Below are 14800 nucleotides of genomic sequence, written 5' to 3'. Positions count from 1 at the left end.
GCGAGCCCGCCCTGATCGGCAAGACACCCCCGGACAGAACACCTAGGCCCTGGGACCGGTCGGCGGAGTCCCGCCCGGCCCGCGGCGTAGGTTTGGGCGTGTCCGGATCAAATGTTCGACCTGAGGCACTTACGATGCCAAGGATTCTCGGATCATCGGATTATTCATCGCGTCTTCGGGGTACACCCCGCCGTCCTGCCGGAAGGAGCCTCATGTCCGACTCCTGGCAGGGCCCCGGAGCCTGGGACCCGCAGGGTGCGCCGACCGGATCCGCGCGGGGGCAACAGGCCTGGCCGTCCGAGCAGGGGTACGAGGGGTACGGACACCTGGGGTACGAGGGGCGCCAGGAGCACCAGCAGCGTCCGGCACAACAGCCGCACCAGGGACACCCGCAACAGCAACCGCACGCGTACGCACACCCTCCCCAGCAGGTCCAGCAGGTCCAGCAGGTCCAGCAGGCCTCGCCGCAGGCGGACTTGACCGACGCGGCCGAACCGCCGGCCGGGGCCGGGGCCCCCGCGTCCACCGAAGCCCCCGAAGCCGCGGCCACCGACAGCCGCCGCCGGGCGCGCCGCCTCGCCCGCGGCAAGGACGGGGACGGGGACGGGGCCCGCCCCCGTCGCCGTCGCCGCCGGGCCGGCCTCATCAAGGTCGTCGCCTTCTGCGTGGTCACCGCCGCCGGGAGCCTTCTCCTGCTCCGGGGCAACGAACTCCTCGACCGCCTCGGCTCCCCCACCGTCCCCGACAAGGGGGCCGGCACCCCCACCCCCGCCCCCGAGCCGCCCGACCCCGGCCGGGTGCTCCAGGTCATCGCGCACCCCGACGACGACCTGTACTTCATGAACCCGGACCTGCGGTATTCCATATCCGCCGGCCACCCCGTCACCTCGGTCTACCTGACCTCCGGCGAGGCCGACGGCATCAACGCCGGCGCCGCCAAGGCGGCCACCACCAAGCCCGACAAGCCCGCCTACGCCGAGGCCCGCCAGAACGGCATCCGCGCCGCCTACGCCAAGATGGCCACCGGCGACCGCGACAGCCCCTGGACCCGCACCGTCGTCCCGACCAAGGGCGGCGGCCACGCCGAGGTCGACGTCCTCGTCGCCAAGCCCCAGGTCAACCTCGTCTGGTTGCAGCTCCGCGAGGCCGGCTCCGTCTACGACAACGTCCCGGACAGCCTGCACGGCCTGTGGGACGGCAAGGTTCCCCGCCTGGACTCCATGCTCGCGTCCGGCACCCCGGTCAAGGAGAGGTTCTCGTACTCCAAGGACCAGGTCGTCCAGACCCTCGTGGGCATCCTGGAGCAGTACCGGCCGACCACCGTCCGCTCCCAGGACCCGACCCCCGGCCGGCATCCCGACACCAAGCGCTACACCGACCACCAGGACCACTTCTACGGAGCCCGGTTCGTGCAGCTGGCCACCGCCGCCTACGCCAAGGACGTCACGGACCGCCCGCACTTCGCGGTGCAGAACTACTCCGGCTACATAAACGGCTCGCTCCCCAGCGCCCTGGACCCGGACGAGGCCAGGGAGAAGCTGGATATCCTGGGCACCTACGCCTGGCTCGACCGGCAGAACCACTGCAACAGCCCCGCCGGCTGCGGCGACCTCAAGGTCTCCGACCAGCCGGGCGGCAACCGGTGGTCGGACTCCATCAACTACACCCGCGGCACCAGCACCAGCTGGCTGACCTCCGACGCGGAACACGGCCTGTGGGCCTTCAAGGTGCTCGACGGCCAGGTGGCGCTCTGGCACCGGCCCGGTCCCGTCGGCCGCTGGAAGGGCCCGGACCTGCTCCCCGGCACCGGCATGGACCCGGGCGTGAGCACCGTGACCCTGGCGGACGGCCGGATAGCCGCCTTCGGCACCCGCACCTCCTTCGGCGCGAAGCCCACCGACTACAAGCGCGAGGTCGTCTACGTCGTCCAGAAGCGGCCGGGGGCCGAGGAGTTCACGGAGTGGCAGTCGCTCGGCACGCCCGAGACCGCGGACGAGACCTGGACCTCCGACGTCAGCGCGCCGGCCGTATCGGTCGACGGCACCGGACAGCTGGCGGCGTACGTCCGCGACGGTGCGTACAGCCTGCGCGGCCGGGTGCAGCGGGCGGACGGCAGCTGGGGGCCCTGGGAGAAGTACGGCGGCACCGACCTGCACGGCTCCCCGGCCACCGCGACCGACGGCGCCGGGCGGCGCATGGTGTTCTGCGCCACCTCCAAGTCGGTCGTGGGCTGGGTGCAGCCGAAGCCCGGCGCCCCGCTGGGCCAGGTCACGGCCACCGGGCTGCCGGACACCACGCTCCCGCTGACCGCGGACGGCCGCGAAGGCGGGGTACGGCTGTGGTTCCGCAAGCCCGGCTCCGGCAATGTCCGTACCGCCCTGATCACCGGTGAGGGCGGGCTGAAGGTCAGCCAGATGACCGACCTCGGCGGCCTCCAGGGCTTCGGCTCGGTGACGGCGAGCGGGCACCTGCTGGCGGGCCGTACGGCGGGCGGCCAACTGGGCTCGGAGGCCGGGCCGGGGCAGCCGTGGGAACGGTCCCCGCTGATGTTCGTCGGCGCGCCCTCCTCCACGATGACCGGCAAGAGCCTGGTCAGCCTGGCCGTGGTGGGGCTCGACGCGCGGCTGTACGTGACCTCCTCGGCCGATGCGCCGAACGCGCACCTGGCGCCGTGGCAGCCGGTGGGCCCACGCAACGCGCCTGCGTCGCCGTAGGCGGACGAACAACGTCCGCATTTTGTTCCGGAAAAGCGCCGGTCATCTGCGCATTCGGTGAACCAAGTCGGCCGATTCGCCCTCTCTCTGACTGTTCGACGCTTTCTCCCGACCAGAACACGACCCGAGGCGTGACCCGATGCCCGTGACCCGTCGCCGCTTCGCGGCCCTGCTCACCGTGCTGACAGCCGGCGCCACCGGTGTACTGTCCGTGGGCACCGGCCAGCAGACCACCGCCGAAGCCACCCAGGAGAAGAACCCGGCCACGGCCCGGCCCGCGAGCGTCACCGCCGGTTCGGTCGTCCAGATCGTCGCCCACCCCGACGACGACCTGTTCTTCATGAACCCGGACCTCAGCCGGTCCCTGCTGTCCGGCACCCAGGTCACCACCGCCTACCTCACCTCCGGCGAGTCCGACGGCCGCAACGAGGCCCACGGCGGCGCCGCCACCGACCCCCAACAGCCCGCCGACCGCGCCCACTACGCGGAGGCCCGGCAGAACGGCATCCGCTCCGCGTACGCGCAGATGGCCACCGGGGACCGCACCAGCGCGTGGAAGCGTACGGTCATACCCACCGCCGGGGGCGGTCGGGCCGAGCTCGACGTCCTCATAGCGAAGCCGCAGGTCAACCTGGTGTGGCTGATGCTGCGGGAGGCCCGCAGCACCGGCGGGGACACCCCCGAGAGCCTGCGCGGCCTGTGGAACGGCCGGATAGCCGCGCTGGACACCCAGCTCACCTCCGGCACCCCGGTCAGGCAGCCGTTCACGTACACGAAGGACCAGCTCGTCCAGGCGATAGCCGGGGTCCTGGACCTCTACCGGCCGACGACGATACGGATGCAGGACCCGACGCCGAACCGCTACGGCGAGGACGGGACCGGCCGGTACACCGACCACCAGGACCACATGTACGGCGCCCGCTTCGTGCAGGCCGCCACCGCCGCCTACGCCGCCCAGGTCAGCAGGCGCCCGCACTTCACGGTCCAGAGCTACCTCGGCTACCACAACAGCACCCTCCCGCACGCGCTGGACCCGCAGACAGCCGAGACCAAGACCGGCTTCCTGAGGACCTACGCCTGGCAGGACCACCAGAACTACTGCGGCAGCCCGTCCGGCTGCGGCGACCGCAAGGTCGCGGGCAATCCGACCGGGCGCAACTGGGCCCAGTCGCTGCGCTACACGCGCGCCGACAACACCTCCTGGCTGACGGAGGGAACGCCCGGCCGGCTGTGGGCCTTCGCCACGCTGGACGGCCAGACCGCGTACTGGACCCGCACCCCCGGCGGCGACTGGGCCGGCCCGCTCTTCCTCCCGGGCACGGGCATCGACCCGGGCGCCACCGCCGCCCGCCTCCCCGGCGGCCGCGTCGCCGTCCTCGCCACCCGCACCACCCTCGGCTCCGCGCCCGCAGAGTACCGGCGCGAGGTCGTGTACGCCGTCCAGTCCGTGCCCGACGGCCCGTTCGGCCCGTGGCAGTCGCTCGGCACGCCGGAGCGCACCGACGACGAGGGCACCTCGGCGATCAGCGCGCCCGCGGTGTCCGTGGACGCGCGGGGCCTCCTCACCGTCTACCTCCGCGACTCGCGCCGCACCCTGCGCGCGAGCACCCAGCAGCCGGACGGCGGTTTCTCCCCGTGGGAGCGGCTCGGCGGCGAGGACCTGCAGAGCGACCCGGTGACGGCGATCGACGCGGCCGGGCGGCGCCACGTGTACGCGACCACCACGACGTCCGTCCTGGCCTGGACCCAGCGCACCCCGGACACCCCGCTGCTCGGCCCCGCACCGACGGGCCTGCCCGCCACCACGGTCCCCCTGTCGGCCTGCCCGGACGGCGCGGGCGTCCGCCTCTACTTCCGCCGCCCGGACTCGGGGGTCGTCCGCACCGCCCTGGTGACGGCGGGACCCTCGGTCCGGCCCCACGTCTCCAGCGTCACGGAGGCGGGCGGCCGCGCGGGCTACGGCGCGGTCGGCGCCGCGGGCCGCCTCATGGTGGGCCGCGCGGACAGCGGCACCGTCAGCACCACGGGCCTCGGCGGCCCCCCGGCATGGGCGGAATCCCTCATGCTCTTCGCGGGCGCCCCGTCGGCCGTCCTCGAACCCTCGGGCACGACCACGACAGCGGTGCTGGGCCTGGACGCCGAACTCCACACGACGACGACCCCCACCACCCCCAACCGCCCCACCTGGCACCGCGCGGTCCACTGAAGCCGGCTGGGCGCCCGGACCTAGCCGCGGGGGCCGCGGGTCGCTTCGGCGCGGCGGAAGGCTTCTTCACAGGTGCGGCCGGAGCGGGTGGCCACCAGCGAGAGGGTGTCGATGAGGCCGCCGTTGGTGAATCGCAGACGCCAGGAGCCGCTCTTCAGGGCCACTGCCGGAGCGGGCCCGCCCTGGCGGGCCGTGACCTGCCAGCCGCGTTCCTCCAGAGCGGTTTCGAGAGCCGCCAGCCGGCCGTCGTCGGCGGGGCCGTCGCCCGTCCAGTCCGCGATGCAGTCGGCGAGCTCTCCCACCTCCGCGGGGTGCGCGGCGCCCGGGGTGAGCCCGGCGGCCGTCGCGGCGGCGGCGAGCTCCGCCGCGACCGTGCCACGCGACGGATCTCCTCCGGCGCGGCCCGGAACCTCCGCCCCGGCAGGCTCCCGAACCCAGCCGTCGAGCCCGTCCTCCTCGCCCGAAGCCAGCACGGCCCCACCGACGCCGAGCACCCCCGCAAGCGCCGCGATCCCCACAACGGCCACCCACACGCCGCCTCTGCTCCTGCTCACGCTCGTCCCCCACACCCGTATGACCCGCCACCCGGCCGGCGGCCACATGCTAGGGGGTTCCGCCCCGAGCGGACGAGACGACTCCGGGCCGGTGGTCAGTAACCACCGGCCCGGAGTGTCGTGCATGCCCCGATGGGGCTCTGACCTGCCCTTACAGCACCGGGAGGTTCTTGCGGAGTTCGAAGGCCGTGACCTCCGAGCGGTATTCCTCCCACTCCTGCTTCTTGTTGCGCAGGAAGAAGTCGAAGACGTGCTCACCGAGGGTTTCGGCGACCAGTTCGCTGCGTTCCATCAAGGCGATGGCCTCGCCGAGGTTCTGCGGGAGGGGTTCGATGCCCATCGCGCGGCGTTCGGCGTCGGAGAGGGCCCAGACGTCGTCGTCGGCGCCCGCCGGGAGTTCGTAGCCCTCCTCGATGCCCTTGAGGCCGGCCGCGAGGAGGACGGCGTAGGTGAGGTACGGGTTGGCGCCCGAGTCGATCGAGCGGACCTCGACGCGCGAGGAGCCCGTCTTGCCCGGCTTGTACATCGGGACGCGGATCAGGGCCGAGCGGTTGTTGTGGCCCCAGCAGATGTACGAGGGGGCCTCGCCGCCCGCGCCGGCGCTGCGGGAGGAGCCGCCCCAGATGCGCTTGTAGGAGTTGACCCACTGGTTGGTGACCGCTGCCGTCTCCGCCGCGTGCTTCAGCAGGCCCGCGATGAAGGAGCGGCCGACCTTGGAGAGCTGGTACTCGGCGCCCGACTCGTAGAAGGCGTTGCGGTCGCCCTCGAAGAGGGAGAGGTGGGTGTGCATGCCCGAGCCGGGGTATTCCGAGAACGGCTTCGGCATGAAGGTGGCCTGGACGCCCTGTTCGAGCGCCACCTGCTTCATGACCAGGCGGAACGTCATGATGTTGTCGGCCGTGGAGAGCGCGTCGGCGTAGCGGAGGTCGATCTCCTGCTGGCCGGGGGCGCCCTCGTGGTGGCTGAACTCCACCGAGATGCCCATCGATTCGAGCATGGTGATCGCCTGGCGGCGGAAGTCCATGCCCACGTTCTGCGGGGTGTGGTCGAAGTAGCCGGAGTTGTCGGCCGGGACCGGGCGGGTGCCGTCCAGCGGCTTGTCCTTCAGCAGGAAGAACTCGATCTCCGGGTGGGTGTAGAAGGTGAAGCCCAGGTCGGAGGTCTTGGCCAGGATGCGCTTGAGGACGTAGCGCGGGTCCGCGAAGGACGGCGAGCCGTCCGGCATCAGGATGTCGCAGAACATCCGGGCGGTCCCGGGGGCCTCCGCGCGCCACGGCAGTATCTGGAACGTGCTCGGGTCCGGCTTGGCGATCATGTCGGACTCGTAGACCCGCGCGAAGCCCTCGATCGCGGAGCCGTCGAAACCGATGCCCTCGTCGAAGGCCTGCTCCAGCTCCGCCGGCGCGACCGCGACGGACTTCAGGAAGCCCAGTACGTCGGTGAACCACAGGCGCACGAAGCGGATGTCGCGCTCCTCAAGCGTCCGGAGGACGAATTCCTGCTGCTTGTCCATGCCTTCATCCTCGCAGTTCAGACGGCCTGTGCACCACCGCCTCGACAGTCGGGGCACAGTCGGGCGGGCCCAGTATCGCCAGTCGTGGTTTCCGCCACATTACGCACCCGGGAAAGCTCGCGGCACCCCCGCACTGACCTGGGAGCCGTCATGAGCATTACCATCTGCGCCCATGGGGGGCCGGCAGCACACGCAGCCGGGGCGTCACGGACGTCCCGGGCTTCGGCGTGCCGCCCTGCTGATCGTCTTCGGGGTGCTGGCCGGCATGCTGCTGCTGTGTGCGCGCTCGGGCGAGTCGCACGTCCCGTCGCCGGGTGTGCGGGTACTGCAGGCGGGGGCGGAGGGGTCGGCGCACGCCGTCTGCGTGTCTCCGTACGACCTGCCCGGCTGCTCGCCGCTCACGCGCGTCACCCCGGGGGTACTGCCCGTGCCGCCGCCCGCCGTGACGGGCCCCATGGGCGGGCCGGCGCCCGCCGCGATCGCCTCCGGGGCGTCGCGGATCCGGCTGTACGGGGCTCCGCCGCGCGCCCCCGGCCTGTATGCCCTCCAGGTGCTGCGGACCTGAGCGGTCCGGTTCGGTTCCGCGTTCATTCCACCCCCCTCAGCAGAAGGAAACCAGGGCACATGGCCAGCAAATCCGGCAGGACCAACCAGCACACCGACCCGAACTCCCGTCAGGCCCGCATAGCCGAGATGCGCCGCGCCGAGCAGATCCGGGAGCGGCGCAACAAGGCGATCGCGATCACGGCGGCGTCGGCCGTCGTCGTCGGCCTCGTCGGCTTCGGCGCCTGGGTGCTGATCGACCAGAAGCAGGCCGAGCAGCGCAAGGAGGCAGCCGCGGCGAAGCTCCGCAAGGAGGCCGAGGAGATCCGCAAGCAGCCGGTCGAGGGCGAGCAGCTCTGGGACGTGAAGAAGCTGGGCCGCAACCACGTCGAGACCCCGGTGAAGTACGAGATGAACCCGCCGGTCGGTGGTGACCACCACCCGCGCTGGATGAACTGCAACGGTGACGTCTACAAGAACCCGGTGCCGGAGGTGAACGCCGTGCACTCGCTGGAGCACGGCGCGGTCTGGGTGACGTACAACGAGAAGGCACCCAAGGCCGACGTGGACAAGCTGGCCGCGACCGTCGGCAAGACCCCGTACACGCTGATGAGCCCGGTCAAGGAGCAGACCGGCTCGATCATGCTCAGCGCGTGGGGCAAGCAGCTGACCGTGGACAGCGCGGACGACCCGCGGGTGTCGACGTTCTTCACGAAGTACGTGCAGGGCGATCAGACCCCGGAGCCGGGCGCGGCCTGCACGAGCGGGCTGGCCGGCAAGTGAGCCGCCCGGTCCGCCCGGAACACCCGGAAAGCCTGGTCCGCCCGGAACGCCCCCTCCGCCCCGTCCCCCGTACGTACTGGGTCGCGGGCACCGCCGTCCTGCTGGCCCTGCTGTTCGCGGCGGCCGCCACGGTGGCCGCCGCGAACGGCGGCGGTTCCGCCGGCTCCGGTCCGTCGGACCCTGCGGCGGCGCCCCGCACTCCGGGGCTCCGGTCGCCGGACGCCGGCTTCGCCCGGGACATGGCGGTGCACCACCAGCAGGCGGTGGAGATGTCCTTCGTCGTCCGCGACCGCACCCAGGACGAGGCGGTACGCACCCTCGCCTACGACATCGCCAACACCCAGGCCAACCAGCGGGGCATGCTGCTCGGCTGGCTGGACCTGTGGGGGCTGCCGAAGGTGGTGGCCGGCGAGCCGCCCATGTCCTGGATGGGGACCTCGGGCGGCCACGGCGGGCACGCGGGGCACGGCGCCGGCGCGGGCGCGGACGCCGCCAAGCCCGGTGCGCTGATGCCGGGCATGGCCACCAAGGAGGAGCTGGACCAGCTGGGCGCCGCCTCGGGGCGGGACGCGGAGGTGCTCTTCCTCCAGCTGATGACCGACCACCACAAGGGCGGCGTCGCGATGGCCGAGGGCTGTGCGCAGCTGTGCGAGACCCCGGTCGAGCGGGCGCTGGCACAGGGCATGGTCGACGCGCAGCGCTCGGAGCTCACCTTGATGGCGGACATGCTGCGGCAGCGCGGAGCCGCGCCGCGCGGGTGAGGGGACACGCCCGTACCGTGGTGAGAGGCGCCCTCTCACCCGTACGGGCGTGGCTCCGCCGCACAGGACCCGTACCGGCCCGCGCAGGACCCGTACCGGGCTGGTGGGGACGCCGCCGCCGGACGCGTCCGCGCCCGGTGTCGAACGGCGTGCTCAGGAGGTTCGACGATGACCACCGCCGCAGACATCATGCACCCCGGGGCCCAGTGGATTCCCGCCACCGAGACCCTCGACCGGGCCGCCCAGCTGATGGCCCGGCTCAATGTGGGCGCCCTGCCCATCAGCGATGCCGAGGAGCGGCTGTGCGGCATCATCACCGACCGCGACATCGTCGTGAACTGTGTGGCCAAGGGCCACGACCCGGCGAAGGTCACCTGCGGTGACTTGGCCCAGGGCACCCCGCGCTGGATCGACGCGGGCGCGGACGTCGGCGACGTGCTGGAGGAGATGCAGAGCCACCAGATCCGCCGGCTGCCCGTGATCCGGAACAAGAAGCTGGTGGGCATGATCAGCGAGGCCGACCTCGCCCAGCACCTCTCCGACGACCAGATGGCCCACTTCGTGGAGAAGGTCTACGCGCGGGCCTGACCCTGCCCGGCCGTCGCCAGGACCGCCCGTGCCACCTGGCCCGGGCGGTCCAGCATGACCAGGTGGCCGGCGGGTTCGGCGACCTCGAAGCGGGCGCCGAGCAGGTCCGCGAGGTCCGCCTGCCGGGCCAGCCAGCGCAGGGCCGGGCGCCCGGCCGAGCCGTCGTGGCCGGCGAGGACGGTGGTGGGGGCGGCCAGCGGGTGCGTCCTGCGCAAGGCCTGCAGCTCGGCGGCCATGTCCAGGTAGCGGGAATTCTCCAGCAGGGCGCCGCGCCAGACCCGGCCGGTGCGGTAACAGCGGCGTACGAGGTCCGGTGCGGCCGGGTCGGGGCCGCCGGTGCGGGAGGCCCGTACGGTGGCCCGCCGGGCCAGCGGTCCCAGCGCGGCCGGCAGTCCGGCGGCGCTCACGGCCCGGCCGAGGGCGCGGGCGGCCCCGGTGCGCAGTGCGGCGGGCAGGATCGTGTGCGGGGCCTCCTCGACGCTGCCGTCGACCAGGACGAGCGCGGCGGTGCGCCGCGGGTACAGGCGGGCGAAGGCCTCGGCGTGGAAGGCGGCGATGGAGTGCCCGACGACGGTGACGGGACCGGCGGCCGGGGCGCCGAGCCCCAGTGCGTCGAGCAGCCCGGCGATGCGGTGGGCCTCCCCGGCGGTGGTGGGCGGCTCGGTGGCGGGGCCGCTGAGGCCGTGTCCGGGGCGGTCGAAGCGGACGACGGTGCGGCCCGCGGCGACGAGGGGTGCGACGACCGGGTCCCAGTCGAACCAGGCCATGGCGAGCCCGGCGCTGAGGACGCACACGGGTCCGCGGCCTTCGACGACGACGTGCAGCGGCACCCCGTCGACACGGCCGGCGGTGACGAACCGGCCGGTGACGCTCACGTACGGCCTTCCTTGTGGACGGAGTGGGCGAGCAGGCCGAGCCAGAGCGCGACGAGGAGGACCTGGAGCCGCTGGCCGGCGCCGAGGGCCCAGGTCCCGCGCCCGGCCGTGAACAGGGCGATCGCGGAGAGGGTCCAGACGGTGGCGAGCAGTTCGAGGGCGACGAGGGCGGGGCCGTAGCGGGCGAGCGGGGCGAACCAGCCGTAGCGGCGGGCGGCGACCGTGAGGGCCACCAGGCCGACGAGGGCCCCGGTCATGGCGAGGCTGCTGCTGACGGCGTGGGCCTGGTGGGTCGCGGGGACCAGTCCGGCGGTCTCCCGGGCGGCGCATTCGGGGTCCACGGTGGGCTGACAGCTCAGCGGCAGCCAGGCGTCGGCGGCGGTGGCCGCGCCGAAGAGGGCGACCCCGGACCAGCCGATGACCGCCCAGGCGCGGCGGGACTCCGCGTACTTCAGCAGCCGGACGAGCGCCAGGAGGCCTCCGCAGAAGGCGAGCAGCCCGGCGGTGAAGTCGGTGGCCCGGAAGAGGCCGCCGAGCGGCTGGTCCTGGGCGGCGAGTTCGCTGACGTACGTCTCGATCGGATTGAGGCCCGTGGAGAGGACCACTTCGAGCACCCACGCCGTGTAGGCGGCCGCGGCCAGACCGATCAGGGTGGCGACCGGCCAGGCGGTCCGCGGCGAGAGTCCATGTGGGGACATAGTGTGACTAATCCTAAGCAGACGCGGGGTCGGTCCTGCGATCGGATACCCACCCCCGGTAGGGTTCCCGTCATGACGCGCAGTGCTCAGCGAGCCGCCCCGGGGTCCCGGTTGCTGCTGCTCGCCGCGCTGTTGCTGGGCATCGTCACCATGCACACCCTGGGCCATCCGACTGAGTCCCACGCCCTGCAGGACGTGTCCCCAGCCCACTCCGTTGCCTCGGCGGGACACCCCGCCGAGGCTGGGCACGGTGGCACGGGCCACACCTCGGCCCCGGTCGCCGACGCGCCCTCCCCCACGGTCCCCGTGTGGGGGTACGCGATGCCGGCGACCGAGATGGACCCCACGTCGGTCTGCCTCGCCGTGCTCGCGGGGCTGGTCGTCCTGCTCATCGGCACCGGCCGGACCGGATCCCGTCGCGCCGCGCCGCTCGGGGGCGCGGCCCGCATACCGGTCCGGTCCGGCGGTGGTCCGGACCCGCCCTCGCCCCGCGAGCTCCTCACCCGGCTGGCGGTCCTGCGGGTGTAGGCCGACGCCGCCGCCCCCGCATGCCCGCGCATGCACGGGGCGGCGCCGAACCGTGCCCATGCATCCGTAACACCACACCCATGAGGTGCTTCCATGCGCTCTCTTCCCACCCGCCGCACCGTGCTCGGCGCATCCGCGGCCGTCCTCGGCTCCGGGCTGCTCGCCTCCTGCGCCAGATCCTCCGGCTCCGCGGGATCCGCCGGGGCCGCCGGCACCGGCCACGGACAGGGCTCGATGAACCACGGCGGCTCCGCCGCCGACGTGCCCGAGGGGTACGTGGACCCGGCCGGCCCCGAGGTGCAGGCCGCCGAGGCCGCCCGCAAGGCCACCGGCCCGCTCACCGAGCTCAAGCTGACCGCCACCGCCACCCCGCTCGACCTCGGCGCCGGCATCACCGTCCGCTCCTGGGCGTACGGGGACAGGCTGCCGGGCCAGGAGGTCCGGGCCACCGCGGGCGGCACCCTCGCCCTCACCCTGGCCAACCACCTCCCCGAGGCCACCTCCCTGCACTGGCACGGCCTCTCGCTGCGCAACGACATGGACGGGGTCCCGGGGCTGACCCAGCGGGACATCGCCCCGGGCGGGTCCTTCCCGTACAAGTTCGCCGTCCCGAACCCGGGCACGTACTGGTTCCACCCGCACACCGGGGTCCAGCAGGACCGCGGCCTGTACGGCGCGCTCGTCATCGAGGACCCCAAGGAGCCCCTCTCCTACGACAAGGAGTGGGTGGTGGTCCTGGACGACTGGATCGACGGGGTGGACGGAGCCACCCCGGACGCCGTCCTCGCCGAGCTCCGCAAGGGCATGAACGGCAACGGCGCAGCCCACGCGGCCCACGGCCGGAGCGGCTCCCCCTCCCCCTCGCCCAGCAGCACCAAGAAGCGCTCCTACGTCGCCATGGGCGGCCACAGCGACTACCTGGGCGGGGACGCGGGCGACGTCGTCTACGCGTACTACCTGATCAACGGGCGGGTGGCCGACGACCCTTCGGTGCTCACCGCCAAGCCCGGCGACCGGATCCGGCTGCGCATCATCAACGCCGGCGGGGACACCGCCTTCCGGATCGCCCTCGGCGACCACGAACTGACGGTCACCCACACCGACGGCTACCCGGTGGAGCAGACGACGACGGGGTCACTGCTGCTGGGCATGGGCGAGCGGTACGACGTCCTGGTCACCGCCAAGGACGGGGTGTTCCCCCTCACCGCGCTGGCCGAGGGCAAGGAGGGCTCGGCGCTCGCGGTGCTGCGCACCGGGTCGGGAACGGCGCCCACGGCCGCGACCCGGCCGTCCGAACTGGACGCGCCGCCGCTGATGGCGGACGCGCTGAGGGCCACCGAACCGGTCGCGCCGGCCCCGCGCGACCCGGACCGTACGGTGCAGCTCCGGCTCACCGGCTCCATGACCAACTACAACTGGGCCTTCGACGGCAAGCCGTACACGCCCGACCAGCGGCACCCGGTGAAGGCGGGCGAGCGGGTCCGGCTGGAGTTCCGCAACGCGACCCCGATGTGGCACCCGGTACACCTGCACGGGCACACCTTCGCGCTGGGCGGGCAGGAGGGCGGGCCGCGCAAGGACACCGCGATCCTCCTGCCGGGGCGCAGGCTGACGGTGGACTTCGACGCGGACAACCCCGGGCTGTGGATGACGCACTGCCACAACGTCTACCACTCGGAGTCCGGGATGATGACGGTGCTCGGCTACCAGCTGTAGGTCAGGGCCTGCCCGCCCGGCCTCCGGGCCGGGCGGAATTCGGGTGGGCTGCGGGCGCGGGCATGACACCCTTGCGGTGATCACGACTGCAGCGACAGAAGGACGACCCCGCCGGTATGACCACCCCGCCGAACCCGCCCAGCACTCCCGTCGGCGGACCGCCGGCCGAGCCGGCGGACACCCCGACACCCGAGACGGACTCCATACCGGCGCCCGCGCAGCCGCTCTCGCTGGAGAAGACCCCGGCCACCCCGGCGACCTCCGAGGCACCGCAGACCCCCGAGACCCCGGCGGCCTCCGCGTCTCCGGCGCCGGCGCCGGCCCCGGCCCCCGAGGCCCCTGCCGGGGCAGCGGCCGCGGCCGCCCCGGAGCCGGTTCCCATCCCGTCGGCCTTCGCCCCGCCGACGCCGCACGCTCCCGCCCCTGCGGCCGCAGGCTTCGGCGCACCCGGGGCCCCCGGGGCCACTCCCGGCGCCCCCGGCCACACGTGGGGTGAGCCCACCCCCGGGTTCCCCGGAGCCCGGTACCCCGCGTACCCGCAGGCCACCCCGACCGGCAACGGCCTGGCGGTCGCCGCCGTCATCACCGGTGGCTTCGGCATCTTCCTGGGCGTCATCCCGTTCCTCTTCTGGGCCGGCACCCTGATCGCCGCCGTCGGCGTGGGCCTCGGCATCGGCGGTATCGCCCGCGCCAACAAGGGCGCCCCGAACAAGTCGATGGCCGTCGTCGGCACCGTTCTCGCCGTGCTCGGCCTGCTCTCCTCGGTCGGCGGCTTCTTCCTCACCGCCCTGGTCGTCGACCGGGCCGACAGCCGCCTCGACCGGCAGATCGAGGAGGACTGGGAGGCGGACGGGCACCACCCCGGCATCGAGCCCTGGTCCTCCAAGTCCCCTTCGCCCACCCGGGTCCCCGGCCTGACCAGTGCGCTGCGGTTCGGCGAGACCTTCACCTACCCGAACGGCATCAAGGTGAGCCTCTCGGTTCCGGCGAAGTACGAGCCGAAGGACAAGTACGCCGGCGAGAGGGTCAAGAACGCGGTCGCGCTCACCGTCACCATCACCAACGGGTCGGCCACGCCGCACGAAGTGATCTACGCCGTGCCCAACGTCCGCGACGACCAGGGCATGACCGCCGAGATGGTCTTCGACAGCGGCAGAGTGCCGAAGATGATCAGCGGCTCGATCCTGCCGGGCGAATCCGCCAGCGGGATCGTGGCCTTCGAGGTCCCCGAGGGCACCGGGAGCATCACCGCGGACATCTCCGCCGGGACCGGGCTCGACAGGGTGAAGTACGCGGGCCCGATCGGCTGACGGAACGTCAC

13 protein-coding genes are annotated in these 14800 nt (G+C 73.2%); 9 read left to right on the top strand and 4 right to left on the bottom strand.

Going from position 1 to position 14800, the window contains the following annotated elements:
• Positions 1-212: 212 nt before the first annotated feature.
• On the top strand, positions 213-2714 hold the full coding sequence (locus tag ACZ573_RS11455) for a PIG-L family deacetylase (RefSeq protein WP_471302235.1): 2502 nt from the start codon (positions 213-215) through the stop codon (positions 2712-2714).
• A gap of 139 nt (positions 2715-2853) precedes the next feature.
• The gene (locus ACZ573_RS11450; RefSeq protein ID WP_471302232.1) at positions 2854-4920 is read left to right on the top strand and encodes a PIG-L family deacetylase; all 2067 of its coding nucleotides are present in this window, start codon (positions 2854-2856) and stop codon (positions 4918-4920) included.
• A gap of 20 nt (positions 4921-4940) precedes the next feature.
• Here the strand turns inward: ACZ573_RS11450 and ACZ573_RS11445 are convergent, their stop codons facing one another.
• Together ACZ573_RS11445 and ACZ573_RS11440 are read right to left on the bottom strand one after the other, a co-directional pair.
• On the bottom strand, positions 4941-5474 hold the full coding sequence (locus tag ACZ573_RS11445; protein WP_471302230.1) for a hypothetical protein: 534 nt from the start codon (positions 5472-5474) through the stop codon (positions 4941-4943).
• A gap of 151 nt (positions 5475-5625) precedes the next feature.
• The gene (locus ACZ573_RS11440; RefSeq protein ID WP_189963779.1) at positions 5626-6987 is read right to left on the bottom strand and encodes a glutamine synthetase family protein; all 1362 of its coding nucleotides are present in this window, start codon (positions 6985-6987) and stop codon (positions 5626-5628) included.
• A 172-nt stretch (positions 6988-7159) separates the two neighbouring features.
• On the opposite strand from ACZ573_RS11440, the gene ACZ573_RS11435 reads away from it, so the two are divergent.
• From ACZ573_RS11435 to ACZ573_RS11420, 4 genes are all read left to right on the top strand, one after another.
• Positions 7160-7552, top strand: a complete 393-nt coding sequence (locus tag ACZ573_RS11435) for a hypothetical protein (protein ID WP_471302227.1) — start codon at positions 7160-7162, stop codon at positions 7550-7552.
• Positions 7553-7611: 59 nt separating this feature from the next.
• Positions 7612-8313 carry a DUF3105 domain-containing protein gene (locus ACZ573_RS11430; protein ID WP_471302224.1) on the top strand — a complete coding sequence of 234 codons (702 nt, stop codon included), beginning with the start codon at positions 7612-7614 and terminating at the stop codon, positions 8311-8313.
• A gap of 107 nt (positions 8314-8420) precedes the next feature.
• Positions 8421-9074 carry a DUF305 domain-containing protein gene (locus ACZ573_RS11425; RefSeq protein WP_471302662.1) on the top strand — a complete coding sequence of 218 codons (654 nt, stop codon included), beginning with the start codon at positions 8421-8423 and terminating at the stop codon, positions 9072-9074.
• Between the two features lie 168 nt (positions 9075-9242).
• On the top strand, positions 9243-9662 hold the full coding sequence (locus tag ACZ573_RS11420) for a CBS domain-containing protein (RefSeq protein WP_471302221.1): 420 nt from the start codon (positions 9243-9245) through the stop codon (positions 9660-9662).
• Here ACZ573_RS11420 and ACZ573_RS11415 read toward each other — a convergent pair.
• Together ACZ573_RS11415 and ACZ573_RS11410 are read right to left on the bottom strand one after the other, a co-directional pair.
• Positions 9647-10537: an alpha/beta fold hydrolase gene (locus tag ACZ573_RS11415; protein WP_471302218.1), complete on the bottom strand. Its 891-nt coding sequence runs from the start codon at positions 10535-10537 to the stop codon at positions 9647-9649. The two genes, ACZ573_RS11420 and ACZ573_RS11415, sit on opposite strands and share 16 nt — an antisense overlap.
• The gene (locus tag ACZ573_RS11410) at positions 10534-11235 is read right to left on the bottom strand and encodes a DUF998 domain-containing protein (RefSeq protein WP_471302217.1); all 702 of its coding nucleotides are present in this window, start codon (positions 11233-11235) and stop codon (positions 10534-10536) included. Before ACZ573_RS11410 ends, ACZ573_RS11415 begins: the two co-directional genes overlap by 4 nt.
• A gap of 72 nt (positions 11236-11307) precedes the next feature.
• On the opposite strand from ACZ573_RS11410, the gene ACZ573_RS11405 reads away from it, so the two are divergent.
• The 3 genes from ACZ573_RS11405 (at position 11308) to ACZ573_RS11395 (ending at position 14789) form a co-directional block, all read left to right on the top strand.
• Positions 11308-11763, top strand: coding sequence for a hypothetical protein (locus ACZ573_RS11405; protein ID WP_471302214.1), 456 nt, complete (start codon positions 11308-11310; stop codon positions 11761-11763).
• Positions 11764-11856: 93 nt separating this feature from the next.
• Entirely contained in the window at positions 11857-13479 is a 1623-nt protein-coding gene (locus ACZ573_RS11400; RefSeq protein ID WP_471302212.1) for a multicopper oxidase family protein, read from the top strand.
• Between the two features lie 116 nt (positions 13480-13595).
• Positions 13596-14789 carry a hypothetical protein gene (locus tag ACZ573_RS11395; RefSeq protein WP_471302210.1) on the top strand — a complete coding sequence of 398 codons (1194 nt, stop codon included), beginning with the start codon at positions 13596-13598 and terminating at the stop codon, positions 14787-14789.
• Positions 14790-14800: the final 11 nt, after the last annotated feature.

This window comes from Streptomyces sp. NPDC040545 (genome assembly GCF_055595065.1).
Note: the sequence above shows the minus strand (reverse complement) of the source record. Positions and strands in the feature narration are given on the sequence as shown.